Here is a 25,483-nt window from a genome sequence, read left to right on the forward strand (position 1 = left end):
GCCGGAGTGAGGGCATGCCGAGCCTAGGCGAGGCACCGAGTGGTGGGGCGAAGACTTTTTGGTTACTTTTGTCTGGGCCGGCATTCCGGTCTTTACAAAAGTGACCCGCCGTCAGGGCGGAACCCTAAGTAGCCATCACCGCAGCAACGGATATACACACAACACCCTCCCGACAACCACAAACCTCAACCCAAATAAAATAGTTAGCTACCTATATCCAAGGGAGGTTATCTACATTCAGGCCAGATGCTGGTTTACAAACAACCGCACCTTGCGTGTCAGATGATCCAAGTGCCGATCACGCTGCTTCTCTGCATCCACCATCGCGCGCTTGCCATGTTTTTGCAGCAAATACGTATGAATCTGCCGCACCTCCAGCGAGCTGTAGATCGCAGCCACGTCCAGCACGCCCATCAAGCCATCGGTGCCGTAATCGCGTGTGTTCATCAACACTTGGGTGCCCCGTGCGCCACGCAGCTGAAAGCCCAGCGCTTGGAATGCCGGGACTTTCTCCACTGAGCAGGCCAACTCTGCATGGGGATAAAGCGCCAGCACCTCGCCAAGCATGGCGCGGGCCACGCCCTGGCGCCGGTGCCCGGCCTGCACTGCCATAAAGGGAATGCCACAAGCGTGTGGGTCGTCCTTGACAGGCAAGTACAGGCAAAAGCCGATCACCTGTTCTTCCTGCATCGCCACCACCAGTTCAACCGCGATGCCCTTGGCGCCGTTCAGCGCTTCAAGGTACAGGTGCACCTCGTAACCGACGGCATATTGATAGATGTTGTAGAGCAGGTTGCTCGGCGGCAACGCCACGCTGCTGATGTCGGTGAGGTTGTCTACCACCATCTGCAGGATCTGGCTGTTGATCGGCTCGGGGCACGCGGTGGTGTAGCGGGTAAGGCTGAACATGCAAATTCCTGGGTTTAGCGTCAAGGCAGTGGTGATTGTACCTGCTGCCCGCACACCTCGCGCAAACAGCTGCGCAACCAGCGGTGGGCCACATCGGCGTCCAGGCGCGGGTGCCAGAGCATGGCCACGGTGAACGGCGGGACGACTATCGGCAGCGCGAAGCTGTGCAGCCCGTCGCGCTGATGGGCGGTGTAGCGTTCGGGCACGCTGGCGATCAGGTCGGTGTCGCGGGCCAGGGCGATGGCAGTGGCAAAGCCGGCGACGATGGTGCTGATGTCCCGCGTCAGGCCTTGGGCTTGCAGCGCGTCGTCGACCTGACCACGGTCAAGCCCACGGCGGGACACGTAGACATGCCGGCCCTGGGCAAAACGCTCGGCGCTGACGTCACCCTGGCTCAGCGGATGGCCGCTGCGGACCACACCGATCAGCCGGTCACGGAACAGCGCCTGGGTCAGCAGCTCGGGGCTGGCGCTGGCGTCGACCACGCCAATCGACAGGTCAATACTGCCCTCGCGCAGCAGCGCCGAGTCCTTGTCGCTCTTGTCGACAAAACGCAGGCGCACGCCCGGCGCTTGCTGGGCGATACGCGCGAGCAACGCCGGGCCAAGGTTTTCGACAAACTCCTCGCTGGAGCGCAGCGTGAACGTGCGTACCACCTGCCCCATGCCCAACGCTTGCGCCGGGCGCAGCACCGCCTGGGCCTCTTGCACCAAACGGCTGACCTGTTCACGCAGTTCGACGGCGCGCGGTGTCGGCACCAGCCCGCGCCCGGCGCGCACCAGCAAGGGGTCACCGGTGGTTTCGCGCAGGCGTGCCAGGGCACGGCTCATGGCCGAAGGGCTCAGGCGCAGGCGCTTGGCGGCAGCGGCGACACTGCCCTCGCTGAGCAACGTATCCAAGGTAATGAGCAGATTCAGGTCGGGCATACGCGCTCCTTATCAGGCGTTTGATGCAGGTATTAGCTGCAACCCATGCGTCTTCCGCCATATTAGGCCACGCCGTAGAGTTGTGTCAGTTGCCTTCACTCAAGGAATCGTCCATGCACAGCTCTTCACGCGCCGCGCTCGTCAGTTTGTCGCTGTCCATGTTGCTGGCGTCTTTAGGTACCAGCATCGCCAATGTCGGCCTGCCCAGCCTGGCACAGGCATTTGATGCATCCTTCCATGCCGTGCAGTGGGTGGTGCTCGCCTACCTGCTGGCGATCACGGCGGTGATTGTCGGCGCCGGCCGCCTGGGTGATCGCTTCGGGCGCAAGCGCGTCTTGCTCGCCGGCTTGCTGTTGTTCGCCGTAGCGTGCGCACTGTGCGCGGCAGCCCCATCGCTTGAATGGCTGATTGCCGCGCGCGCCCTGCAAGGGTTGGGCGCCGCCAGCATGATGGCGATGACCCTCGGCCTGGTCGGCGACACGGTAACCAAGGCGCGCACCGGACAGGTGATGGGCTTGTTGGGCACGATGTCGGCAGTTGGCACCGCCATGGGCCCCAGTGCCGGCGGGGTGTTGCTGAGCCTGTGGGGCTGGCGCGCGTTATTTGCGGTCGGTGTGCCGCTGGGCCTGTTGGCGGCCGCCCTCGCCTTTTATTACTTACCGGCAGATCGCGAGGCCAGCGCCCGCGTAGCGGACGGTGCTTTCTGGCAGCCGTTGCAAGACCCGTCGCTACGTGCCGGGTTGGCGATGAGCGCGCTGGTAGCGGCAGTGATCATGGCCACGTTCGTGGTCGGGCCGTTCTACCTGTCCCGTGGGCTGGGGTTGGACCCGGCCTGGATGGGCCTGGCCATGGCCGTCGGCCCTTGTGTGGCGGCACTGACCGGCGTGCCGGCGGGCCGCCTCACCGATCGTCTGGGCAGCCAGCGCGTAACCCTCGCGGGCCTGGGCGTCATGGCCCTGGGCGCGCTGTCGCTGTCTTTGGCGGCGGGACTGCTGGCTTACCTCGGCGCCCTGATCCTGCTCACCACCGGCTACAGCCTGTTTCAAGCGGCCAATAACACCGCGGTGATGAGCGACGTCGCGCCGACATGCCGAGGCACCGTCTCCGGCCTGCTGAACCTGTCGCGCAACCTCGGCCTGATTCTTGGTGCATGGGCCCTAGGCGCGGTGTTTGCCTGGGCCAGCCCCGATGTGGCCCACGCAGCGCCGCCCAGTGTCGCCCATGGCTTGCACCTGACCTTCGCCGTGGCGTTGGCCCTGATCGTCACCGCCAGCACTTTTGCCTGGGGCCGCCACCGCGCCACTATCGGCCCGCAGAACACCCGTTGAGGCAAAAAAACAAAAAAGGCGTTGCCCCAAACCGGGTTACTTCGCGCATCATGGGCACTTTCAAGCTCAAGGGTAACGTCCATGCGCGTGCTGTCATTGATGATGGGTCTGACGACGCTGGCCGCCAGTTCGGTGTTCTGCGCCAGCGCGATGGCGAATGAAGAAAGTCAGTTGGTACAACAGATCAACGAATACCGCAGCCAGGTTCAGCGCTGCGGCAACCAGGGTTCCCAGGAACTGCCACCGCTGGCCAGCGATACGCGGCTGGTGCTGCCGGCCACCAATGTCGGCGACTTGCAGCAGGCGCTGGCGCGGGCCGCGTACCCAATGGTGAATGTGCAGGCCATCAGCCTCTCCGGCCCCAAGGACGCCCAGGCGGCGATGAAGGCGGTGCGCGAAAGCTTCTGCCGCGTGGTGCTGGACCCGCAATTTGTCGATATCGGCGTGAGTAACAGCGGCCAGGACTGGCGCATCGTGCTGGCACGCCCGCTGCTCACCAGCGGCCTTGGCGATTGGCAGACCGAGGGCAAAAAACTCCTCGATCTGGTCAACACTGCCCGTCAGCAACCGCGCCAATGCGGCACCCAGGCGTTTACCGCAACGACGCCGCTGTCGTGGAATGATGACCTGGCCAACGCCGCCAACAGCCATTCGCGCAACATGGCCAATGGCAATTTCTTCGACCACCTGGATCATGACGGCCGTACGCCTGGCGATCGTGCGGAATTGGCCGGATACATCGCAAAAAACATCGGTGAAAACATCGCCGCCGGCCTCGACAACCCGCGCAAGGTGGTGGACGGCTGGCTCGCCAGCCCCGGGCATTGCGCCAATTTGATGAACCCGCAATTTCGTGAATTGGGCGCGGCCTACGCCATGGACCCCAAAAGTGATGCGGGCATTTATTGGACGGGGGTTCTCGGCGCGCAATAGGCGCTTTCAGGCACGATTGCAGGCCCATTCATTTGGATAGAACATCAAATTGCTATCACCTGGATAATCGTGCTGAACTGGCAGCATTCAATCCGGTCTGTTGCTTGTTAGCCTGACCGCTTCAGGCCCTCGACAGACCGTGGTAAACAAGGTGTTCTCGCAATGATGAATTGGCTGCAAAGCAGCAGCGACATGGCTGAGCGGGTTCGCCAGCACGACTGGGGCAACACGCCGCTGGGCCCGCTGGAGCAGTGGCCCGACGTGCTCAAGACCACCGTAGCGCTGTGCTTCGCATCGAGCTTTCCCCAGGCGATTGTCTGGGGGCCGCAGTTGATCACGCTCTATAACGACGCATTCATTCCGATACTGGGCACCAAGCCCGAAGCGTTGGGCCGCCCGTTCAGCGAGGTATGGCATGAGGTGTGGGCGGATATCAGCCCTATTGCCGATGCCGCCTTCCAAGGCCATGCCACCTACATCGAAAATTTCCCCCTGGTGATTGAACGCGGCCCGACGCGGGACCAGGCGTACTTTACCTTTTGCTACAGCCCAATTCGTGACCGCGAGGGCAAGGTGGTCGGCATTCTCGACACCGTGTCGGAAACCACTACCACGGTATTCCTCGCCCGCCGCCTGTCCGTGCTGGATGCCATCAGCCACACGGTGGCCAATGCGGCCGATGCCGAAACCATCCTGACCGGCACCACCCAATTGGTCGCCGAACACCTGCAGGTGAGCAACTGTGCCTACGCCGATATGGATGCCGATGAAGACGGCTTCACCATTCGCGACAATTGGGTGGCACCGGGTTCGCCCAGCATCATCGGCCGCTACAGCCTGGCGGCCTTCGGCGAAACAGCGGTTAAGTGCCTGCGGGCCGGTGAGCCACTGGTGATCCATGACAACGTACGTGAACTGCCACCAGAAGAATCGGCGTCCTTTCAGGCACTGGGCGTCAGCGCCACGATCTGCATGCCCCTGATCAAGAATGGCCGGCTGACGGCCTTGATGGCGGTACACGATAAACTCCCACGGTTGTGGTCGAGCTACGACCTGGCGTTGCTGCGCGAAGTCACCGAGCGCTCCTGGGCGCATATCGAGCGCGTGCGCGCCGATGCCCATGTGCGTGAAGGCCTGGCAGCCTTTGCCGAACTCAACACCACCCTGGAGCAGCGCGTCGAAGAACGCACCTTGGCGCTGGCCCAGGCCGAAGCCGCGTTGCGCCAGTCGCAGAAGCTCGAAGCCATCGGCCAGTTGACCGGCGGCGTGGCCCACGACTTCAACAACCTGCTGACCATCATCCGCTCCTCGGTGGATTTTCTGCGCCAGCCGGGGTTGTCCGAAGAACGTCGCCAACGCTACATGAGCGCGGTGTCCGACACCGTCGAGCGCGCCAGCAAACTGACCAGCCAATTGCTCGCCTTTGCGCGCCGCCAGCCGCTGAACCCGGAAGTCTTCGATGTAAGCCTGCGGGTCAAGAACATCGGCGAGATGCTCGAAAGCCTCACCGGTGCGCGTATCCGCGTGCAGTTGGAACTGCCGCAGCGTCCGTGCCATGTGCGCGTCGACTCCAGCCAGTTTGAAACCGCCCTGATCAACATCGCGCTCAATGCCCGCGATGCCATGGAGGGCCAAGGCACCCTGACGCTGAGCGTCGCCCACATCGCAAAGCTGCCGCGCATCCGTGGCGATGCCGAATCAAGCCAGCCCTTTGTAAGTATCGCGCTGGCTGACACCGGCAGCGGCATTGCCGTCGACACCGTCGAGCGTATTTTCGAACCGTTCTTCACCACCAAGGCGGTAGGCAAAGGCACCGGGCTTGGCTTGTCCCAGGTGTTCGGGTTTGCCAAACAGTCCGGTGGCAACGTCGACGTTACCAGCAACCTCGGCCAGGGCAGCGTGTTTACCCTGTATCTACCCGAGGCGGAACCTGTGGCAGTGCAGGCCTGCCCGGTACAGGAAGACCAAGGCCCGGTGCCCGACACTGCGGCGCGCCACATCCTGATCGTGGAAGACAACCTTGAGGTTGGGCGCTTCGCCAACCAGATCCTGCAGGACCTGGGCTACCGAACCACCTGGGCTACCGATGCCGAGCAGGCACTTGCGCTGGCCGGCCCGGACGGCATGGCGTTTGACGCGATTTTTTCCGATGTAGTAATGCCCGGCATGACCGGCGTGGCCATGAGCAAACTGCTGCGCCAGCGCCGCCCCGATTTGCCGGTGGTGCTCACGTCGGGCTACAGCGAAGAACTGGCTGACAGCGGCTATGAAGGCTTCGAGTTTCTCCCCAAGCCCTACTCCGCCGACCAAGTAGCGCGGGCATTGGCCAGGTCAATGCTCAAGGAGTGAGGCGCTACTGCGCGACGGCCACCTGATTACGGCCCATGGCCTTGGCGCGGTACAGCGCTTTGTCGGCGTTGTTCATCAGGCTGTGCAAGTCCTGATCAAGGCTGCGGGTGGTGGCCACACCGAGGCTGGCGGTCAAGCCCTTTACCGGTTCGGAGGTCAGGCCCGAAATCGCCAGGACCAGTTGCTCGGCGATGCCCCTTGCGGTCTCCAGCGAGGTGTTGGGCAGCAACACCGCGAATTCTTCACCACCGAGCCGACCATAGACGTCGGCCTGGCGAAACGACGCGCTGATCACCCCGCCAATCTGGCGCAACACCTGGTCACCGGCCTGGTGGCCGTAAGTGTCGTTGATGTCCTTGAAGTGGTCCATGTCCAGCATCAGCGCGCTCAGCGGCTGCTGGTTATGGCGGCATTGCGCGTACAGCAGGTGGGCATGTTCGAAAAACGCGCGACGGTTCATCAGCCCGGTGAGTTCGTCGGTCTGCGCGGCACGCGTGGAGATATGGTGGGCACGTTCCATTTGCCGGGTCAGGCGGAAGGCTTTCTCCAATGCATCCGAGAGCTTGCGTGTGGCGCTGACCACAAAGGTCGAAAACACCAGCACTGCAATCGCCACACCCACTTGCATCGGCGCCGGCTGGAACAGCAACCACAGGGTACATGGCAACAGCACCAGCGCCATGGAGCCCAGGGTCATATAGCGATAGGCCGAATAACACGACACCGCGCTGACCGACATGCCCACGGTAAACAGCATGACCAGCACTTGGGAGACGCGATCATCCGGCGGCATCACGGCCAGGGCGCCGAGGCCCCAGGTGCCGGCTGACAGCATCAGCGTGACCCAATAGCGGCGCTCCCAGCGTTCGGGTGTGCGCTCGCTGTCGGGGCAGCGAAACCAGTCGGTGAACAGCTTGACGCGCACCAGCGATGTCACCGCCAGCACTGCCAGCCAGACCAGCATGACCTTGTGGTCAAACCGGCTCCAGCACAGCCAGCAGAGCATGACGGCGCCCAGATAGCTGCCGAAAATAGCCGAGAACGATTGGCGAAACAGTTGGTGCAAACGGTCGGTTCGCACCTGCTGTTCGATAAGTTCATCCGGGTCTTGCCCACGCCCAAGGCCGTTCATGAAATACGCCTGCTTCGACTGCCACGACAAAGGCGCCATTGTGGCACCCTGCCAGTAGAGCGGACAACAGAATCCACCACGCTAGAGCCCTTAAAGCGGCTCCGGTCGAAGAATCAACACGCCCAAAGGTGGCAGATTCAGCGACAGCGACACCGACTGCCCATGGCGCGGCTCCTCTTGGGTGAACACTTCGCCGCCGTTGCCATAATTGGAGCCGGCATAGGTGTCGGCATCGCTGTTGATCACCTCACTCCAGCGTCCGGCAAACGGCACACCGACCGCATAGCCCTCACGTGGCACCGGCGTGAAGTTGGCCACCACCAGCACCGGCTTGCCGTCCTTGCTCCAGCGCAGCCAGGCATAGACGCTGTTGATCGCGTCGTCGCCAATCAGCCATTGGAAGCCTTGCGGCGCATCGTCCTGCTCATGCAGCGCCGGTTCTTCGCGGTACAGGCGATTAAGGTCGCCGACCAGTTTCTGCACGCCGCGGTGTTCAGGGTATTGCAGCAAGTACCAGTCCAACTGCTGGTCGTGGTTCCACTCGCGCCATTGGCCGAACTCGCAGCCCATAAACAGCAGCTTCTTGCCGGGGTGCATCCACATAAAGCTCAGGTACGCGCGCAGGTTGGCGAACTTCTGCCAGCGGTCGCCGGGCATCTTGTCGATCAGCGAATGCTTGCCGTGCACCACTTCGTCGTGGGAGATTGGCAGGATAAACCGCTCGGACCACGCATACACCAGGCCGAAACTCAGCTCATTGTGATGATGGGCGCGGTACACCGGGTCTTGCTGGATGTAATGCAGCGAATCGTGCATCCAGCCCATGTTCCACTTGTAGTTGAAGCCCAGGCCGCCCTGCTGCGTGCTCTGGCTCACGCCCGGCCAGGCCGTGGACTCTTCGGCGATCACCAGCGCGCCCGGCGCTTCCAGCGCGACCACATCATTGAGATGGCGCAGAAAGTCGATGGCCTCCAGGTTCTCGCGACCGCCATGGCGGTTAGGCACCCACTCCCCGGCTTTACGCGAATAATCGCGATACAGCATCGAGGCGACGGCATCCACGCGCAAACCGTCGATGTGGAAGTGTTTAAGCCAATGCAGCGCCGAAGCCAGCATAAAACCATGCACTTCGGTGCGGCCCAGGTTGTAGATCAGCGTGTCCCAGTCCTGGTGAAAACCTTCCAGCGGGTTGGCGTATTCGTACAGCGCCGTACCATCGAACTGCGCCAGGCCGTGGGTATCGGTAGGAAAATGCGCCGGCACCCAGTCCAGAATCACGCCGATGTCAGCCTGGTGCAAGGCGTTGATGAAAAACCCGAAGTCTTCCGGCGAGCCAAAGCGTGCGCTCGGTGCAAACTGCGACAGCGCCTGGTAACCCCAGGAGCCACCGAACGGGTGTTCCATGATCGGCATCAGCTCGATATGGGTAAAGCCCAATTGCTGCACATAGGGAATCAAGCGCTCGGCCAGTTCGCGCCAGCCATATTGGCGCGACACTTCACCGGCCTCATCGAGTTCACACTGCCAGGAACCCACGTGCAGCTCATAGATCGACAACGGCGCCGAGGCCTTCTGCTTGTCGGCACGCGCCTGCATCCATTCATGGTCTTGCCAGTCGACCTGCAACGGCGCGGCGACTTTCGAGGCGGTGTCGGGCGGCAATTGAGTCGCAAGCGCCATCGGGTCGGCCTTGAGCGGCAGGATCCCATGGGCGCCGAGAATCTCGTACTTGTAGGCTGCACCCGCTTGCAGGCGCGGGATAAAGATCTCCCATACGCCGGACGGATGCCGCAGGCGCATCGGATGGCGGCGGCCGTCCCAGATATTGAAGTCACCCACCACCGACACACGCCGCGCATTTGGCGCCCACACCGCAAAGCGCACGCCTTGCACGCCGTCGACGCTGGTCACCTGCGCCCCCAGGCAACTGCTGAGGTCACGGTGATTGCCTTCGGCAAACAGGTACAAATCCATCTCACCCAGCAGCAATTGGCTGAAGCTGTAGGGGTCTTCGGTGATCTGCTCACCGCCGGCCCACTGAATCTTCAGCAGGTAGCCCTGACGCGTGGAAAAATGCCCGACAAACAACCCCGGCACCTGAGTCGCGTCCAGGCTGCCGATGGCTTCAACGCTATCGCGGGCCAACACCTGGACGCTCAAGGCTTCGGGCAGGAACGCGCGGATAAATTGCCCGCCCTGCTCGTCATCATGCGGCCCCAGGATGGAAAAAGGGTCCGGGTGTTCAGCGCGCACCAGCGCTTCTACATCCTTGGGCGCCGGCATGGCGGTCAACTTCGCTTGCAGCGGTTCTCTCTGTGTAAAACTCATGACGTCTCCTCACCGCGTGCAGTCTTCGATATAGGTAGCAGCCCGCTGAGCAAACCGTGCAACCCTAGCAGGGGCACCGGCAACCAGGTCGGGCGATTTTCCGCTTCGTAAGCCACTTCGTACGCGGCCTTCTCCAGGCTGAACAACGTCAGCGCTGCGTCCTGGCCTTTGGCATCCTGCCATTCATGCGCCAGTGTAGACGTAGCCTGATGATAAGCCTGGATAAATGCGCTGCGCGCTTCACTCAGGTAACGGTCAGTCACGCGCTTGCGGGCGGTATCCGCTTGCGGTGAATGATCCACACCTTGCACATTCAGGGCCATGGCGGCGGCGTAATCAAACGAGCGCAACACACCACTCACATCTTTATACGGGCTGTGCTTGCCGCGACGCTCATGCAGAGGGCGCGCAGGTTCACCTTCAAAATCGATCAAGTACGCATCGCCTTTCACCACCAGCACCTGGCCCAGGTGCAAGTCACCGTGGACGCGAATCCGCAAGCCGCCGGCCGTGGCTTTCGCCAGGGCCTGGATGCTGCCGGCAAGCGCTTTTTTCTGCCCCAGCATTTCACTGACCAGCGCCTGATCGGCGGGGTTCAACTGGCTTTGATGAAGTTTTAACAAGTGCAGCGCGCGGTCGATCTGTGCGCCGATGTCCTTGGCCCACGCCTGGGTGTCCTTGGCCGTGGTGGTCTCGGGCTTGAAGTCTTTGTTGGTGGTTTTCGCCGCCAGTACCGCGTGCATTTCGCCCAGGCGCTGGCCGAGCAAGCCGGCAAAATCCTGCAGTTCGCCCAAGGCGTTGTAGTGTTGCTCCTGCTCGGAAATCGCTTCGGCCAACTCGTCGCGAATGGCGCGCTCCAGGTTGTTCTGGGTCCAGCTCCAGGCATCGCCCTGGTTGCTCAGATAGCCCTGGGCAATCATCAACAGGTTGTCTTGCCCTTCGCCATCGCGACGAATCATCGAGCCCAGCAACGGCGAAATATTCGGGTAATCGGCCGCCGTCAGGTAGGCACTCATTTCCAGCTCCGGGTGGACCCCGGTGCTGACTTTGCGGATCAACTTGAGCACCAGGCTTTCACCCACCACCACCGAACTGTTGGACTGCTCGGCAGACAGGTAGCGCACTTGGGAGTCATCACTCAGTTGCAGCGCAGCCAGGTGCGGCGTGGCTTCAAAGCGCAAATCGCCTTCGTCGGTGGCCAACACGGTGCCCGCCTGCAAACCCTGGATCACCGCACGGATAAAGTGTTCCAGGCTGAAGGCGTCGGTCACCAGCCCGACCTGGCGGCCCCGGCGTACGCGGGCCAGCGCCAGTTGCTGGGGCAACGCACTGGTGAACTGGTCTTCGGCGAGGAAACCGAACGGCAACTGATAACGACTCACCTGGCCGCCGCTGGTTACCTCGACTTCGCTGAGCAGCACCGGGTGCTGCGGGTCGCCAAAGCGCACGCCGTAGCTGATCTGCACCCGCTCGATGGTCGCATCCTTGCCCGCGAACCAGCGCCGCTTGGGCAACCATACCGGCAGCGAGGTGTGTTCCAACGTGGTGCGGCACGGCTCATCAAGTAACTCTTCCATGCGTTGTTTAAGCACCAGCGTGGTGAAATCCGGGATGCTCTGCGCCGGTTCCACATGCCAACTAGGCATCTGGTTTTCGGCCGCCAGCACAAACCAATAGAAACCGTACGGCGCCAAAGTCAGCAGGAAATTCAGCTGGCCGATGGGCGGGAACGCGTTACCGCCGAGCATCTCCACCGGCACCATGCCGGCGAAAGCGGATAAATCCAGCTCAGCCGCCTGGGCGCTGCGCGACACGTTGGCCACACACAGAATGATTTCCGTGCGGCCATCGTCGCCGGTGAACTCGCGGGTGTATGCCAGGATGCGGCGGTTGCTCGGCGAGAGCATTTTCAGGCTGCCGCGACCAAAGGCCTTGGACTGTTTACGCACGGCCAACATGCGCCGGGTCCAATTCAGCAGCGAATGCGGGTCCTGGGCCTGGGTTTCAACGTTGACCGACAGGTAGCCATATTGCGGGTCCATGATCGGCGGCAACACCAGGCTGGCCGGGTCGGCGCGTGAGAAGCCGCCGTTACGGTCGATGGACCATTGCATCGGCGTGCGCACGCCGTCGCGGTCGCCCAGGTAGATGTTGTCGCCCATGCCGATTTCATCGCCGTAGTACAAGGTCGGCGTGCCGGGCATCGACAGCAACAGGCTGTTGAGCAGTTCAACGCGGCGACGGTCACGCTCCATCAGCGGCGCAAGACGCCGACGAATGCCCAGGTTGATGCGCGCGCGGCGGTCGGCGGCGTAGTAGTTCCACAGGTAGTCGCGCTCTTTGTCGGTGACCATCTCCAGGGTCAATTCATCGTGGTTGCGCAGGAAGATTGCCCATTGGCAGTTGGCGGGTATTTCCGGGGTCTGGCGCAAAATATCGGTAATCGGGAAGCGATCTTCCTGGGCCAGCGCCATGTACATGCGCGGCATCAGCGGGAAGTGAAAAGCCATGTGGCATTCGTCGCCGTCGTCGCCTTTTTTGTCACCAAAATACAGTTGAGTGTCTTCCGGCCACTGGTTGGCTTCGGCCAGCAGCATGCGGTCGGGGTAATGCGCGTCGATCTCGGCGCGGATCTGCTTGAGCACGCCGTGGGTTTCCGGCAGGTTCTCGTTGTTGGTGCCATCGCGCTCGATCAGGTAGGGAATCGCGTCCAGACGCAGGCCGTCGATGCCCATGTCCAGCCAGTAGCGCATCACCGACAGCACGGCTTTCATGACTTGCGGGTTATCGAAGTTCAGATCCGGCTGGTGCGAGTAGAAACGGTGCCAGAAGTACTGGCCGGCGACCGGGTCCCAGGTCCAGTTGGACTTTTCGGTGTCGAGAAAAATGATGCGGGTGCCGTCGTACTTCTGGTCGTCATCGGACCACACGTAGAAGTCCCGCGCCGCCGAACCCGGCTTGGCCTTGCGCGCCCGCTGGAACCAGGGGTGCTGGTCGGAGGTGTGGTTGATCACCAGTTCAGTGATCACCCGCAGGCCGCGTTTGTGCGCCTCGCTGATAAAGCGCTTGGCGTCGGCCATGGTCCCGTAGTCGCTGTGCACACCACGGTACTCGGCGATGTCGTAACCATCGTCGCGACGTGGCGACGGGTAGAACGGCAGCAGCCAAATGGTGTTGACGCCCAGATCGGCGATGTAGTCGAGCTTGGCGATCAGGCCGGGGAAGTCGCCGATACCGTCGTTATTGGAGTCGAAATAGGATTTGACATGAACTTGGTAGATCACCGCGTCCTTGTACCAGAGCGGGTCTTTGATGAACGTGGCTGGGGTGGGTTTCTTCGCCATTGGAAACTCCTGGAACACTGGAAAATCTAGGGTCTGGACGCCGTCAGTGTGGGAGCGGGCTTGCTCGCGAATACGGTGGATCAGTTACAGATGTATTGCCTGACACTCCGCTTTCGCGAGCAAGCCCGCTCCCACAGGTTGATCTTCATCCGATCAGGAGACGGTGATACGCCATATGCCGAATGGCATCTGCGGCTCGATGCGCAACCACTGGTTCTTGCCGTACCAGGTCCAGCGATGCCCATTCATCAGGTCTTCGCCTTGGGTCTGGGCGTCGTCCGGCAAGCCCAGCTCCCACAGAGGCAATTCGAAATGGGCCTCTTGGGCATTGAACGGGTCGAGGTTGACCGCCACCAGGATAAAATTGCTGCCATCGTCACTGCGCTTGCCGAAGTACAGGATGTTGTCGTTCCAGGCGTTATAGAGCTTCAAGCCCAGATGCGTCTGCAGCGCCGGGTTCTGCCGACGAATGCGGTTGAGCTGGGCGATCTCGGCAATGATGTTGCCGGGCGCGGTGAAGTCCCTGGGGCGGATCTCGTATTTCTCCGAGTCCAGGTATTCCTCTTTGCCCGGCACCGGCGCCGCTTCGCACAGTTCAAACCCCGAATACATGCCCCACAAGCCCGAGCCCATGGTGGCCAGCGCGGCGCGAATCAGAAAGCCTGGGCGTCCGGATTCGTGCAGAAAACCTGGGTTGATATCCGGGGTATTCACAAAGAAGTTCGGCCGGAAACACTCGCGCCACGGCGATTCGTTCAACTGCGTGAAGTACTCGCTCAACTCGGCCTTGGTATTACGCCAAGTGAAATAGGTGTAGCTCTGGGAATAACCGACCTTACCCAGGCGCGCCATCATCGCCGGCGTGGTGAAGGCTTCGGCGAGGAAGATCACCTCCGGGTGCCTGGAGCGCACGTCACTGATCAGCCATTGCCAGAATGGCAGTGGCTTGGTGTGCGGGTTATCCACTCGAAAGGTCTTCACGCCCTCTTGCACCCACCCCACAACAATGTCGCGCAGTTCGGTCCACAGGCTTGGGATCGAGTCGGCGGCGTAAAAGTCGACGTTAACGATGTCCTGGTATTTCTTCGGCGGGTTCTCGGCGTATTTGATCGTGCCGTCCGGGCGCCAGTTGAACCAGCCTGGATGCTGCTTGAGCCACGGGTGGTCCTGGGAACACTGGATGGCAAAGTCGAGGGCGATTTCCAGGCCATGCTCGGCGGCGGCCTTGACCAGCCGGCGAAAGTCGTCGCGGCTGCCCAACTGCGGGTGGATGGCTTCATGGCCGCCCTCCTCGCTACCGATCGCATAAGGGCTGCCGGGATCATCGGCGCCTGCGGTCAGTGAGTTATTCTTGCCCTTGCGATGGCTGCGCCCGATCGGGTGGATCGGCGGAAAATACAGCACGTCAAAACCCATGTCATGGATCATCGACAGCCGTGCATGCACGTCATTAAAGGTGCCGTGGCGCGCCGGATCGTCGGTGATCGAGCGCGGAAACAGCTCGTACCAACTGGCAAATTGCGCGGCTTCACGCTCAACGTCGATCGGGTATACGGTACTGATGCTCAAGTAGGCGCGGTGGTCGGCCTGGGTCATCAAATGTGCACTGTCTTCGTGCAGGAACTGCGCGACCTGCTCGGTTTCCAGCAGGCCCGACAGTTCGTGGTGCAGCAGCATCAGGCGGTCGCGCAACTCATTGTCACTGCGCTCGGCGGCTTGCAATACCAGGCTGCGGCCTTCCTGCAGTTCGAGGCTGACCGGCACACCGGCCTCATGCTTTTTGCGCAACTCGTAGCAAAAGCTCGCAAACGTATCTATCCAGGCTTCGATGCAGTATTCGTGCGGGCCTTGCTCGGCCACGGTAAACGCGCCTTCCCAGCCATTGTTGCCGACATCGCTCATCACCACGCTGTGCCAGCTTTCGTCCTGCAGCGGGCGCCAGCGGATCAGCACAGCAAGCTTGTCATGGCCGTCGGCGAACACCTTGCTGGTGACGTTGACGCGCTGGCCCACCACGGCCTTCACTGCAAATTCACCGCCGTCAATGACGGGCGTGGTGCTTTCAATCGCGATCCTGGGCAACAGCAAGGCCTGGGACAGCGGCAATATGGAATCTTCTGGAGTCAGTGTTTCAGCAGTCATCGAGCATCTTCCCCTTACGCCCTGTGGACGCTCTTTGCTTGATCCGAATTCTGAGACGGCGACGCTCTCCCTGAGCAGGGCCGTAATAGGTCCGAGCCTAGGCTGCGCTGAAAAGTTCAGGTGGATGTACCGCCATTGGGCGGGAATCAAACCTGCCCGGCGGTTGTCCACCGATAGAGCAAAGCACAAAGGAGGCCATACCGATGAATATCCCGATCCCGGCTGAAACCCCGGACCCGAATATCGACAATCCAACCCTGCCGCCGAGTGAACCGCAACCGATCCCGGAGAAGGAACCGCCGGAAAACGTGCCGCCACCGGTAGAGGAACCGCCCACGACCATGCCGCCGGTGATTGTTCAATCCGGTTGATCAACACCCTCACTCATACGCGTACTCGGCATCAAGTGCCTGCCTAAAAGAGCAATACCCTGCGCGCACAGGTGAAATGGCCTACATCTCGCCTATGCGCCTATTGCTACAGTCCTACTCGCGATTACTGGAGCAACTTTCATTTTTCCCTTATAAAACGCGAGCAGGTTAATACCATGTCGGACCTCAATGTGAAGCAGGGCCACCACCACAACCATGTAGATTCGCAGATTTCTATCAGCCGGCGTTATCTCAATGAGTTTAAAGCTAGCCTCACAGAGGACGATATCGCCCAGGTTTTGCGCGCCCCCAACGACCTGAAGTCGCGTAAAGTCCTCAATGAAATGCGCGTGCATTTCAGCCAGGAAAGTGTCGACGCCATGTTGAAAGAACCAGATGCCGATGAAGTTGCTCACCTGCTGACGGACATCGGCGAGTTTCTGCAAAAAAACAGCGACGAGGACTGCGTAAAATTGTCCACCCAACTGTATTTCAACGACTATCATGCGGCTTATGACAAACAGAAAATCGCCTTAATCCTAAAGTTGATATCGGGCAAGGACGATGATGGTTTCCACCATATCTATGAGTTTTGCAGAGGCACGGCAGGCGCATTCGAGCAACTGACTGGGTGCGTGAAGGACACAGCCCAAACGGTAATGGATATGAACACCATCACCGAAGCGCTCAAACCAACACACATTAGATCAAGGATGCAGGCTCATTGATCTCGGACTCAATGTTCCTTCTCGAAGAGCTTGACGACTTTGGGCATCAAGCTCAGTACAACCAGCGCCAGCAGAGTACTCAAGACCGCCGTTGATTCACGCCCGACACCTGCCGCCACGCCGATCGCAGCGGTCATCCACAACCCGGCCGCAGTGGTAAGACCTTTAACGTGCTGGCCCTCTTCATCCTCTTTGCCCTTGAGGATAGTGCCGGCACCCAGGAAGCCGATGCCGGCGATGACCCCCTGCAATACCCTGCTCATCGCATCCGACTGGCTGCCTGACATCTGCGGCACCAGCACAAACAGTGCAGCGCCCAAGGCCACGAGCATGTGGGTGCGAACCCCCGCCGCCTTGCCCTTGTGCTCACGCTCAAACCCCAGGATACCGCCCAGGATCGCGGCAATCAGCAGGCGAACAGTTATCTGCGTGAGCTGCTTTGCATCGGCGATGTCAGCGAATTCGGCGTGCAGGGTTTGAAGCACTTCTTGCCACCAGGCGTCCATGGTCGTCATCCGTTTTATTGTCGTTAGCCGATAGACAGCGCCGACCGCCAGTCAGTTGCCTGGAACACCCGGCACAATGCGACGCCCTAACCCATACCTGCCCATGAAAAAGGAGAACACCATGCCTGTACGTATCGACAACCAGACGTGCTTTTTCAAGGTCACTGATGACGGCCAGGAACACGCCCTGCCTGCCGCTGATGTGACGGTGAGTACCGACAGCGCCAAATCCATGTCGTTTGTAGAGCTCAAAGGTGATCGGGTCTACATCACTGAAGCCGAAGCGGACGCCCTGACCGTCGCCGGTGCCACGGACGGTCGCAAACACTTGAAAGCGACCGACAGTGATTCGGTGATTTGATTGATCTGTATCAGCCCGCGCGCAAGACAGCTGCGCCCCAGGCGCCACGGGGTGCAGCACATTGTCGCAGGGGCGGATAAAAAGCCCATCTGATCTGCTTTTTATAGACCCACCTGAGTCTGTTATGCAAACAGCCTGACGTTCATAGTTCATTGGCCTGATGGAGGCTGATGAGCGAACGACCATGAGCGAAAGAATCCCAACCGTGGACACCTTTGAGCCCATACACCCAAAGAAGGTGAAGGCCAAATCCAGTGACAACCTGATCCATACCCGCAGTTTTACCGGCCTGTACCGCACCTTGCGTGTAAGTGGCGCCGCTGTGCTGTTCCTGGCGTTTTTTGGCACTGTGTGGCTGAACTGGTCCGGGCGCCAAGCCGTACTGTGGGACTTGGCCGAAAGCAAATTCCACATCTTCGGCGCCACCTTCTGGCCCCAGGATTTCATCCTGCTGTCGGCGCTGTTGATCATCTGCGCGTTCGGCCTGTTTGCAATCACCGTATTTGCCGGCCGCGTGTGGTGCGGGTACACCTGCCCGCAAAGCTCGTTCACCTGGCTGTTCATGTGGTGTGAAAAGGTCACTGAAGGTGAGCGCAACCAACGCATCAAACTGCAAGCGGCGCCCTGGAGCCTGAACAAATTGGCGCGGCGTTCGGCCAAACACACGCTGTGGCTGGCTATCAGCGTGCTGACCGGGCTGACCTTTGTCGGCTACTTCACGCCAATCCGCCCGCTGGCCACCGAGTTGCTGACCTGGCAAATGGGCGGCGTGAGCCTGTTCTGGGTGCTGTTTTTTACCGCAGCCACCTACCTCAACGCCGGCTGGCTGCGCGAGGCGGTGTGCATGCACATGTGCCCGTATGCGCGCTTTCAGAGCGTGATGTTCGACAAAGACACCTTGACCATTTCCTACGATGCGGCGCGTGGCGAAAGCCGTGGCCCGCGCAAACGCGAGGTGAATCCGGCGCAGGTTGGGCTGGGGGACTGCATCGACTGCCAACTGTGCGTGCAGGTATGCCCCACCGGCATCGACATTCGTGACGGCCTGCAAATGGAATGCATCGGCTGCGCGGCGTGCATCGATGCCTGCGATTCGATCATGGACAAGATGGGCTATGCCCGTGGTCTCGTTAGCTATACCAGCGAACATCAACTGCAAGGCGGCAAAACCCACCTGCTCAGGCCACGCCTGATCGGCTACAGTGCCGTGCTGCTGGTGATGATCGCCGCCTTGGTGGTGGCCTTGATCGAACGGCCAATGGTGTCGCTGGACGTGACCAAGGACCGCGGCATGTTCCGTGAAAACAGCCTGGGGCTGATCGAAAACATCTACAGCTTGAAGGTCATCAACAAGACCCAGCAGCGCCAGGACTACCGCCTGGAACTGGTGGACGCCGAGGGCTTCCAGTTGCAAGGCAAGACCCAGCTCAGCCTGGCACCGGGAGAAATCAGCGACGTGCCGGTGTCGGTGGCGTTGTTGGCCGATAAACCGGCGAGCAGCTCGCAGACCTTGCGCTTCAAGGTTGTGGATGTGGATGAACCGTGGATTTACAGTGCAGCGGACAGTCGTTTTGTGGCGCCGTTGAACCGTTGAGTTCTCGTTTAATACATGGAGATCCAAATGTGGGAGCGGGCTTGCTCGCGAAGGCGCCGGGTCAGTTTAGATAACTGTGACTGATACACCGCTTTCGCGAGCAAGCCCGCTCCCACATTGAGTCGGCGTTCAATTTTAGAAAGTTAATCAGGCCCCCATGAAACGCTACGAAAAATTCGCCGATGACATCGCAGAACTGATCCGCTCCGGCGTCCTCGGCCCTGGGCAACGGGTTCCGTCGGTGCGCTACGCCAGTCAGACTTACGGCGTCAGCCCGTCCACGGTGTTCCAGGCTTACTACCTGCTGGAACGCCGTGGCCTGATCCGCGCGCGGCCGCGCTCCGGCTACTTCGTCAACACTCACGCGCCCAGCCCGTTTTCCGAGCCGGTGGTGAGTGAACACGTGCACGAGTCCACCGAAGTCGATGTGAGTGAGCTGGTGTTCTCAGTGCTCGACTCCATCAAGGACCCCAACACCGTGCCGTTCGGCTCCGCGTTCCCCAGCCCCATGCTGTTCCCGTTGCCACGCCTGGCACGCTCGTTGGCCAGTGCCAGCCGCGAGATGGACCCGCGTCTTGTGGTCACCGACATGTCGCCGGGCAACCCGCAACTGCGCCGCCAGATTGCCCTGCGTTACATGGTCGGCGGCCTGATGCTGCCGATGGAAGAGCTGCTGATCACCAACGGTGCCCTCGAAGCGCTGAACCTGTGCCTGCAAGCGGTGACCGAACCGGGCGACCTGGTCGCCATCGAAGCCCCGGCGTTCTATGCCTGCCTGCAAGTGCTCGAACGCCTGAAACTCAAGGCGGTGGAAATCCCCGTGCACCCGCGTGACGGCATCGACCTCAATGCCCTGGCGCAAACCCTGGAGCGCTACCCGATCAAAGCCTGCTGGACCATGACCAGCTTCCAGAACCCCATGGGTGCCACCCTGCCAGAGGCGAAAAAACAGGCACTGGTAGAACTGTTGCGCAGCCATCAGGTGCCGTTGATCGAGGACGATGTATACGCCGAGTTGTATTACGGGCAGCACGCGCCAAAACCGGCCAAGGCCTTTGACACCGAAGGGCTGGTGATGCACTGCGGCTCCTTCGCCAAGAGCCTGGCGCCCGGCTATCGCGTCGGCTGGGTTGCGGCCGGGCGCTATGCGCAGAAGGTGGAACGCCTGAAGCTGATGACCTCGCTGTGTCCCTCGATGCCGGCCCAGGCGGCGATTGCCGACTACCTGCAACACGGCGGCTATGACCGCCACCTGCGTAAATTACGCTACGCCCTGGAAGAACAGCAGAGCGCCATGCTGGCCGCCATCGCCCGGTATTTCCCGGCACAGACGCGGGTCAGCCAGCCAGCCGGCGGCTATTTCCTGTGGCTGGAACTGCCGGAGCAAACCGATTCGTTGAAGCTGTTCCAGATGGCCCTGGCCCAGGGCATCAGCATTGCGCCGGGGCCAATTTTTTCGGCGACCCAGCGCTTCAGAAATTGCATTCGCTTGAACTACGGCAGCCCGTGGACCGAGGCATCGGAAAAGGCCATGGAAACATTGGGACGCATTGTGCGGTCCTTTTGAGCAGGAACCCATCTGCAGAGCGAGCCACACAAATGGGCGCTCTGTCCTCCCTGGCAATGCTGCGTCTCCCTTGGTTCAATCCGCAGGTTTTCATCATGTGCAACTCCGTTACGTCCAGCGTCCTCAGGCTACCGACCCCTCCACATTACATGCGCGCAGCCGAACAGCGGCAAGTGCGGAAAATGACTGGCCCTACAGGCCGCCTGAAAATTGATCATCGCTCGGCAGACAGCATCATCAAACAGAGCGTCATCGTCAGGCGCTTTCTTGAAGGCCGTGATCACTACCAAATTGGTGATGACCTCAAACTGCAGGTCGGTGACTGGACTGACGCCAACACCGACCCGACGTCCAGAGCAAATGCAGCCTACTATCTGGACAAGGCGTTGCGGTTTCTCGACAACGTCGATGACCGCACGCTCAACGCCAGCCATAGCCGCAATGGTCATATCGACGGTTTCGACCGCAGCGGTTATGGCGCTGTCGCAGACTCTGAAGCCAGCCTGCTTACGGCATTCTCCCGTCATGGCTACGAAGTGTTGCGCGACCTGCCAACCTGAACGCCCGACGTGCTAACGGCCGCCGCCCAAATCGAGGAAGGTGCCGGTGGTATACGAAGCCTTGTCCGACAGCAGCCAGATAATCGCTTCGGCCACTTCATCCGGGCGCCCGCCACGGGCCATGGGAATGCCGGACTCCAGCTTGCTGACCCGATCCGGGTCACCGCTCAAGGCGTGAAAGTCGGTAAAGATGTAGCCAGGGCGCACAGCGTTAACGCGAATGCCCTCACCCGCCACCTCTTTGGACAGGCCAATGGTGAAGGTGTCGAGTGCGCCCTTGGACGCGGCATAGTCGACATATTCGCCCGGCGAACCCAGGCGTGCTGCCACCGACGACACGTTAACGATGCTGCCGCCCTGCCCGCCATGCTTGGGCGACATGCGCAGCACCGCCTGCTTGGCGCACAGGATCGGCCCCAATACATTGGTCTTCATGATTTTTAGGATGCGAAACTCGGACATTTCATCGACCCGCGACTTGTGCCCCACGGTGCCGGCGTTGTTGACCAGAGCCGTCACGCGCCCAAGCTCGGCGTCAACGCGGTTGAACAAAGCGATCACTTCATCTTCGATGCTGACGTCGGCGCGCACCGCAATGGCTTGTGCGCCCAAGGCGCGCACTTGGTCCAGCACACGCTGGGCGGCGGCCTCATCGGACTGGAAGTTGATGCAAATTCGATAGCCCTGGCGTGCAGCCAGCAAGGCCGTCTCGGCGCCGATACCACGGCTGCCCCCGGTGATGATGACGACTTTGTCCATGCGTGCGGTCTCCTGAATAAACCAACGGTTTAAGGTTGGATCCAAGAATACCCGTCATCCACGGCTTTTGTCAGGCGCTATGGCGTTTTCGGCGCGTTGGATATCGGCCATAAAACCCTCGGCCGGTAATGGGTGCCCCAGCAAATAGCCTTGCAGGGAGTTGCACCCCAGCCGGGTGAGGAAACTCTGCTGCACATCGGTCTCCACGCCTTCGGCAACAATGCGCAGCCCAAGTGCCTGGCCGAGGGCGACAATGGCCGAGACGATGGCAGCGTCGTCGCTGTCGTGTTCCAGGTCGCGCACAAAACCTCGGTCGATCTTCAGCTCGTTGGCGGGCAGGCGCTTAAGGTACATCAGGCTCGAATAACCGGTGCCAAAGTCGTCGATGGACAGGTCAACGCCCATGTCCGACAACTGCTGCAACACGGTCATGCTCGCATCGGCATCGCTCATGGCGGTGGTTTCGGTGATTTCCAGGGTCAGGCTGTTGGCCGGCAACTGGTGACGTTCCAGCGCCGCCGCGACACTCTTGACCAGCCCTGCATGGCAGAACTGCAATGCCGAAAGGTTGACCGCAATGCGCCAGTCTTCATAACCCTGCGCATACCACACGGCCATCTGGCGGCAAGCCTCATTGAGCACCCATTCGCCGATGGGAATGATCAACCCGGTTTTTTCCGCCAGCTCGATAAACATCGCCGGCAACAACAGCCCCTGCTGTGGATGCTCCCAGCGCAACAACGCTTCGGCGCCCACCGCAATACCGCTGAGTGCGTCGAACTTGGGCTGGTAGTAGAGGCGGAACTGTTGGTGCTCAACGGCGTTGCGCAAGTCCTGCAACAACTGCAGCTGTTTGCGCGCATTGGTGTTCATCGACACATCAAAGAAGCTGTAGCCGTTCTTGCCCATGCCCTTGGCGTGGTACATCGCAGCGTCAGCGTTCATCAACAGTTCCTGGGGGTTGCCGCCGTTGCCGGGAAACAGGGCAATACCAATACTCGCGGAGATCTTCAGTTCATGCTCGGCCACCTTGAACGCGCGGTTGATCAAGCCGACCTGGCGCTCGGCCAAGTCCAGGGCGTCGTCCGGCTGAGTCAGCTGCACCAGCAACACAAACTCATCACCGCCGATGCGCGCCAAGGTGTCCTGGCTGCGCAGGTCTTCGCGCAGACGCAAACCGACTTCGCGCAGCAATTGGTCACCCAGGTGATGGCCAAATGCATCATTGACCGGTTTAAAACCGTCCAGGTCGATAAACATCAACGCAAAACAACCGCCCTGTTCCCTGACGGTTTGTACGGCTTGTTGAATACGGTCGGCGAGCAAGGTGCGATTAGGCAAACCGGTGAGCATGTCATGCAGGGCCAGGTGGGTAAGCTCCTGGTTGGCCAGGGTCAGCGAATCGGCCAGTACGGCCGTGCGTGCTTCGAGGCGAGCGTCGAGCAATGAGGTCAACAGTGCAATGATCAAGACGGCCAGCGAAGTGACCAGCACCAGGTTATCCAAGCCTTTGCCACTCAGGCCCGTCAGCGCGGCGCCACAGAAACTGTTGTCATCAAAGCGTGCGGCAGCCATGCCGGTGTAGTGCATACCGACGATTGCAATGCCCATCACCACTGCAGCGCCACCTCGCGCCAGGCGTACGTAAGGCGTGTTGCGCCGCAGGTTGAAAGCGATCCACAAAGCCGCACCGGACGCCACCACGGCGATCAACAACGAAGCGCCAAACAGCGCGGGGTCGTAGTCGATACCCGGGGTCATGCGCATCGCGGCCATGCCGGTGTAGTGCATGCTGGCAATGCCGGCACCCATCACCAGCGCGCCAAACGCCAGTTGCCAGGCCGGCAGACGCGGCTGGCTGACCAGCCACAGTGCAAAGCCACTGGATAATACGGCGATCAATAACGACAGCGCGGTAATGCCCAGGTCAAACCCGAGGGCAAAGGGCAGGCGCAACGCCAACATGCCGATAAAGTGCATGGACCACACGCCCACGCCCATGGCCATTGCCCCACCGGCCATCCACAGGTACACCGCACGGCCCTTGGCGGTCGCAATACGGCCGGCCAGGTCCAACGCGGTGTAGGACGCGAGGATCGCCACACACAGTGAGATCACGACCAGAGAGGGGGAATAACTACCGATCAGCATGGGACTTCTCAAGACTGACGGGCCTGAAACGCCCGTGCCAAGTGGCAAAGCGGGCGATTGTAGCGAGAATAATTATTGCCGGTTTGATTAATTACCAAGGGGCCATTAGTGGCATTTTGACGCCAATCTACTGACCTTGAGATGCCACTGGCTTCAACCCGCTGAGACGGATCATCTGCTTGAATATCAGCCCCGGCGCAACACGGCTGGCCACCTTCAACACCTTGCTCAGGCCCGGGCATACTTCCAATTGCCCGGCTTCAATTTGCCGGATGCATTGGCGCACCATCAGCGCCGGATCCATGCCTTTTTCGTTCTTCATCTCGTTCGCGAATTCAGCCCTTAACAAGGGTGTTTCAGTACCTGGCGGCGCAATCTCGATAACACTGACGGTGCTGTCACGAAGCTGTGCTCGCAAGCACTGCGAATACGCGTGCAAGGCCGCCTTCGAGGCGCTGTAGATAGGCGCCGCCGGAAACGGCACAAACGCAAGCCCCGACGATATGTTGATGATCACGCTGTTGGGCCGCTTGAGCAAAAAAGGCAAAAACTGCTGGACCATCCGCATCGGCGCATTCAGGTTGACCTCGATTTCGTCAGTCAAATCCTCCAGCGAGCGGGCTGCGTACAATTTGATATTGCGCATCACACCCGCGTTATTGACCAGCGTATCCAGCGCGGGAAATTGACTGGACACCGACAAAAACAGCGCTTGGATACTGGCCGGATCACGCGCATCGCTTTGAATCGTATGCACCTGCGGCAGGCGTTGCCGCGCACTGTCCAACCTGGCTTGATCACGGCCCGTCACAATCACGGTATTGCCCCGCGCCAAAAGCTGGCGCGCCAGTTCAAGCCCGATTCCGCTTGAACCGCCGGTTATCAGCACTGTTCGTCCGCTCATCTTCATCGAGGTACTCCAAAGGTGGGTCACTTGTCTGAAGCTTGAGCGCTACACTGCGTATAGGAAAGTAGGCACCCAAAATATCCATACTTACCAAAAAGAGAGTGTGCAGCGGTGAATAGACCTCCAGACTTTACCGACGAACAGATTGCCGCCGCCCAGTTCTACGCGAGGCAAACACCGCCCAAGGACTTGGACCCGCGCATTGCGCCGTTGGTGACCAACCTGATCGGCCGCGTTGCCGACAAATGGACCCTGTTGATCCTCGAAGCGCTGACCGAAACCACACCACTGCGCTTCACTCGCTTGAGTGAACGCGTCGAAGGCGTCAGCCAGAAAATGCTCACCCAGACCCTGCGCGCCATGGAGCGAGATGGCCTGGTAGTACGCAAGATTTACCCGGTAGTTCCGCCCAAAGTCGAGTACAGCCTGACCCCGCTCGGTTTTACGCTGAGCGCCGCCTTTTGTGGCGTGTGGGTCTGGGCCGCTAACAACCTGGAAGAGATTGAACAGGCGCGGGCGGATTTTGATCGGCGGTGTGCCGAGGAGTGACGAGAGCGGGCTGTTGTAGCGAGGGAGCAAGCTCCCTTG

Annotated in this window: 20 protein-coding genes; 10 read left to right on the forward strand and 10 right to left on the reverse strand. The window is 60.6% G+C overall.

Annotated features, from left to right (window positions below; all coding sequences use genetic code 11):
- Positions 1 to 237: 237 nt before the first annotated feature.
- Both K0H48_RS01305 and K0H48_RS01310 read right to left on the reverse strand, forming a co-directional pair.
- The gene (locus tag K0H48_RS01305) at positions 238 to 909 is read right to left on the reverse strand and encodes a GNAT family N-acetyltransferase (RefSeq protein ID WP_219266036.1); all 672 of its coding nucleotides are present in this window, start codon (positions 907 to 909) and stop codon (positions 238 to 240) included.
- Between the two features lie 20 nt (positions 910 to 929).
- Positions 930 to 1,835, reverse strand: a complete 906-nt coding sequence (locus K0H48_RS01310; RefSeq protein WP_219266038.1) for a LysR family transcriptional regulator — start codon at positions 1,833 to 1,835, stop codon at positions 930 to 932.
- A gap of 113 nt (positions 1,836 to 1,948) precedes the next feature.
- Between K0H48_RS01310 and K0H48_RS01315 the strand changes: the two genes are divergently transcribed.
- From K0H48_RS01315 to K0H48_RS01325, 3 genes are all read left to right on the forward strand, one after another.
- Positions 1,949 to 3,163 carry an MFS transporter gene (locus K0H48_RS01315; RefSeq protein ID WP_219266046.1) on the forward strand — a complete coding sequence of 405 codons (1,215 nt, stop codon included), beginning with the start codon at positions 1,949 to 1,951 and terminating at the stop codon, positions 3,161 to 3,163.
- A gap of 81 nt (positions 3,164 to 3,244) precedes the next feature.
- Positions 3,245 to 4,096, forward strand: coding sequence for a CAP domain-containing protein (locus tag K0H48_RS01320; RefSeq protein ID WP_138817498.1), 852 nt, complete (start codon positions 3,245 to 3,247; stop codon positions 4,094 to 4,096).
- 162 nt (positions 4,097 to 4,258) lie between these two features.
- Positions 4,259 to 6,445, forward strand: a complete 2,187-nt coding sequence (locus K0H48_RS01325) for a GAF domain-containing protein (RefSeq protein WP_219266048.1) — start codon at positions 4,259 to 4,261, stop codon at positions 6,443 to 6,445.
- A 4-nt stretch (positions 6,446 to 6,449) separates the two neighbouring features.
- Here the strand turns inward: K0H48_RS01325 and K0H48_RS01330 are convergent, their stop codons facing one another.
- The 4 genes from K0H48_RS01330 to K0H48_RS01345 form a co-directional block, all read right to left on the reverse strand.
- On the reverse strand, positions 6,450 to 7,616 hold the full coding sequence (locus K0H48_RS01330) for a GGDEF domain-containing protein (RefSeq protein WP_219266050.1): 1,167 nt from the start codon (positions 7,614 to 7,616) through the stop codon (positions 6,450 to 6,452).
- Positions 7,617 to 7,667: 51 nt separating this feature from the next.
- A complete protein-coding gene (glgB, locus tag K0H48_RS01335; RefSeq protein ID WP_219266052.1) occupies positions 7,668 to 9,905 on the reverse strand; it encodes a 1,4-alpha-glucan branching protein GlgB in 2,238 nt (745 codons plus the stop codon).
- A complete protein-coding gene (gene treS, locus K0H48_RS01340) occupies positions 9,902 to 13,249 on the reverse strand; it encodes a maltose alpha-D-glucosyltransferase (RefSeq protein WP_219266053.1) in 3,348 nt (1,115 codons plus the stop codon). The genes glgB and treS overlap by 4 nt, the downstream gene beginning before the upstream one ends.
- Positions 13,250 to 13,402: 153 nt before the next feature.
- Positions 13,403 to 15,391 carry an alpha-1,4-glucan--maltose-1-phosphate maltosyltransferase gene (locus K0H48_RS01345; protein ID WP_219266062.1) on the reverse strand — a complete coding sequence of 663 codons (1,989 nt, stop codon included), beginning with the start codon at positions 15,389 to 15,391 and terminating at the stop codon, positions 13,403 to 13,405.
- Between the two features lie 203 nt (positions 15,392 to 15,594).
- Here K0H48_RS01345 and K0H48_RS01350 point away from each other — a divergent pair, with 203 nt between their 5' ends.
- Together K0H48_RS01350 and K0H48_RS01355 are read left to right on the forward strand one after the other, a co-directional pair.
- A complete protein-coding gene (locus K0H48_RS01350; protein WP_178112673.1) occupies positions 15,595 to 15,762 on the forward strand; it encodes a hypothetical protein in 168 nt (55 codons plus the stop codon).
- 176 nt (positions 15,763 to 15,938) lie between these two features.
- The gene (locus K0H48_RS01355) at positions 15,939 to 16,490 is read left to right on the forward strand and encodes a hypothetical protein (RefSeq protein ID WP_219266064.1); all 552 of its coding nucleotides are present in this window, start codon (positions 15,939 to 15,941) and stop codon (positions 16,488 to 16,490) included.
- 8 nt (positions 16,491 to 16,498) lie between these two features.
- Here the strand turns inward: K0H48_RS01355 and K0H48_RS01360 are convergent, their stop codons facing one another.
- Positions 16,499 to 16,996, reverse strand: coding sequence for an MgtC/SapB family protein (locus tag K0H48_RS01360; RefSeq protein ID WP_138817491.1), 498 nt, complete (start codon positions 16,994 to 16,996; stop codon positions 16,499 to 16,501).
- A gap of 121 nt (positions 16,997 to 17,117) precedes the next feature.
- Between K0H48_RS01360 and K0H48_RS01365 the strand changes: the two genes are divergently transcribed.
- The 4 genes from K0H48_RS01365 to K0H48_RS01380 all read left to right on the forward strand — a co-directional run bounded on the left by K0H48_RS01365 (position 17,118) and on the right by K0H48_RS01380 (position 21,078).
- Positions 17,118 to 17,357 carry a DUF3203 family protein gene (locus K0H48_RS01365; protein WP_138817490.1) on the forward strand — a complete coding sequence of 80 codons (240 nt, stop codon included), beginning with the start codon at positions 17,118 to 17,120 and terminating at the stop codon, positions 17,355 to 17,357.
- Between the two features lie 184 nt (positions 17,358 to 17,541).
- Positions 17,542 to 18,951: a cytochrome c oxidase accessory protein CcoG gene (gene ccoG / locus K0H48_RS01370; RefSeq protein WP_219266065.1), complete on the forward strand. Its 1,410-nt coding sequence runs from the start codon at positions 17,542 to 17,544 to the stop codon at positions 18,949 to 18,951.
- A gap of 157 nt (positions 18,952 to 19,108) precedes the next feature.
- Complete coding sequence (gene mapR, locus K0H48_RS01375; RefSeq protein WP_065906638.1) at positions 19,109 to 20,518, forward strand: GntR family transcriptional regulator MpaR; 1,410 nt, start codon at positions 19,109 to 19,111, stop codon at positions 20,516 to 20,518.
- A 182-nt stretch (positions 20,519 to 20,700) separates the two neighbouring features.
- Positions 20,701 to 21,078: a hypothetical protein gene (locus tag K0H48_RS01380; RefSeq protein WP_219266066.1), complete on the forward strand. Its 378-nt coding sequence runs from the start codon at positions 20,701 to 20,703 to the stop codon at positions 21,076 to 21,078.
- A gap of 12 nt (positions 21,079 to 21,090) precedes the next feature.
- Here K0H48_RS01380 and K0H48_RS01385 read toward each other — a convergent pair whose 3' ends face one another.
- From K0H48_RS01385 to K0H48_RS01395, 3 genes are all read right to left on the reverse strand, one after another.
- Positions 21,091 to 21,837: an SDR family oxidoreductase gene (locus K0H48_RS01385; RefSeq protein WP_219266070.1), complete on the reverse strand. Its 747-nt coding sequence runs from the start codon at positions 21,835 to 21,837 to the stop codon at positions 21,091 to 21,093.
- Positions 21,838 to 21,891: 54 nt separating this feature from the next.
- A complete protein-coding gene (locus tag K0H48_RS01390; RefSeq protein ID WP_219266072.1) occupies positions 21,892 to 23,988 on the reverse strand; it encodes a bifunctional diguanylate cyclase/phosphodiesterase in 2,097 nt (698 codons plus the stop codon).
- Positions 23,989 to 24,115: 127 nt separating this feature from the next.
- Positions 24,116 to 24,898: an SDR family oxidoreductase gene (locus K0H48_RS01395; protein ID WP_219266082.1), complete on the reverse strand. Its 783-nt coding sequence runs from the start codon at positions 24,896 to 24,898 to the stop codon at positions 24,116 to 24,118.
- 108 nt (positions 24,899 to 25,006) lie between these two features.
- Between K0H48_RS01395 and K0H48_RS01400 the strand changes: the two genes are divergently transcribed.
- Complete coding sequence (locus K0H48_RS01400; protein WP_219266083.1) at positions 25,007 to 25,444, forward strand: helix-turn-helix domain-containing protein; 438 nt, start codon at positions 25,007 to 25,009, stop codon at positions 25,442 to 25,444.
- Positions 25,445 to 25,483 lie beyond the last annotated feature (39 nt).

Source organism: Pseudomonas sp. Xaverov 259 (genome assembly GCF_019352915.1).
In the GTDB taxonomy this organism is placed as follows: domain Bacteria; phylum Pseudomonadota; class Gammaproteobacteria; order Pseudomonadales; family Pseudomonadaceae; genus Aquipseudomonas.

Bases quoted from the DNA above. Each gene is read 5' to 3' on its own strand.
- K0H48_RS01325 (WP_219266048.1), top strand. From the start codon at position 4,259: ATGATGAATTGGCTGCAAAGCAGCAGCGACATGGCTGAGCGGGTTCGC.
- K0H48_RS01315 (WP_219266046.1), top strand. From the start codon at position 1,949: ATGCACAGCTCTTCACGCGCCGCGCTCGTCAGTTTGTCGCTGTCCATG.
- K0H48_RS01310 (WP_219266038.1), bottom strand. From the start codon at position 1,835: ATGCCCGACCTGAATCTGCTCATTACCTTGGATACGTTGCTCAGCGAG.
- ccoG (WP_219266065.1), top strand. From the start codon at position 17,542: ATGAGCGAAAGAATCCCAACCGTGGACACCTTTGAGCCCATACACCCA.
- K0H48_RS01355 (WP_219266064.1), top strand. From the start codon at position 15,939: ATGTCGGACCTCAATGTGAAGCAGGGCCACCACCACAACCATGTAGAT.
- K0H48_RS01305 (WP_219266036.1), bottom strand. From the start codon at position 909: ATGTTCAGCCTTACCCGCTACACCACCGCGTGCCCCGAGCCGATCAAC.
- K0H48_RS01330 (WP_219266050.1), bottom strand. From the start codon at position 7,616: ATGGCGCCTTTGTCGTGGCAGTCGAAGCAGGCGTATTTCATGAACGGC.
- K0H48_RS01345 (WP_219266062.1), bottom strand. From the start codon at position 15,391: ATGACTGCTGAAACACTGACTCCAGAAGATTCCATATTGCCGCTGTCC.
- K0H48_RS01395 (WP_219266082.1), bottom strand. From the start codon at position 24,898: ATGAAGATGAGCGGACGAACAGTGCTGATAACCGGCGGTTCAAGCGGA.
- K0H48_RS01360 (WP_138817491.1), bottom strand. From the start codon at position 16,996: ATGGACGCCTGGTGGCAAGAAGTGCTTCAAACCCTGCACGCCGAATTC.
- K0H48_RS01380 (WP_219266066.1), top strand. From the start codon at position 20,701: ATGACTGGCCCTACAGGCCGCCTGAAAATTGATCATCGCTCGGCAGAC.
- K0H48_RS01350 (WP_178112673.1), top strand. From the start codon at position 15,595: ATGAATATCCCGATCCCGGCTGAAACCCCGGACCCGAATATCGACAAT.
- mapR (WP_065906638.1), top strand. From the start codon at position 19,109: ATGAAACGCTACGAAAAATTCGCCGATGACATCGCAGAACTGATCCGC.
- K0H48_RS01365 (WP_138817490.1), top strand. From the start codon at position 17,118: ATGCCTGTACGTATCGACAACCAGACGTGCTTTTTCAAGGTCACTGAT.
- K0H48_RS01320 (WP_138817498.1), top strand. From the start codon at position 3,245: ATGCGCGTGCTGTCATTGATGATGGGTCTGACGACGCTGGCCGCCAGT.
- treS (WP_219266053.1), bottom strand. From the start codon at position 13,249: ATGGCGAAGAAACCCACCCCAGCCACGTTCATCAAAGACCCGCTCTGG.
- K0H48_RS01385 (WP_219266070.1), bottom strand. From the start codon at position 21,837: ATGGACAAAGTCGTCATCATCACCGGGGGCAGCCGTGGTATCGGCGCC.
- glgB (WP_219266052.1), bottom strand. From the start codon at position 9,905: ATGAGTTTTACACAGAGAGAACCGCTGCAAGCGAAGTTGACCGCCATG.
- K0H48_RS01390 (WP_219266072.1), bottom strand. From the start codon at position 23,988: ATGCTGATCGGTAGTTATTCCCCCTCTCTGGTCGTGATCTCACTGTGT.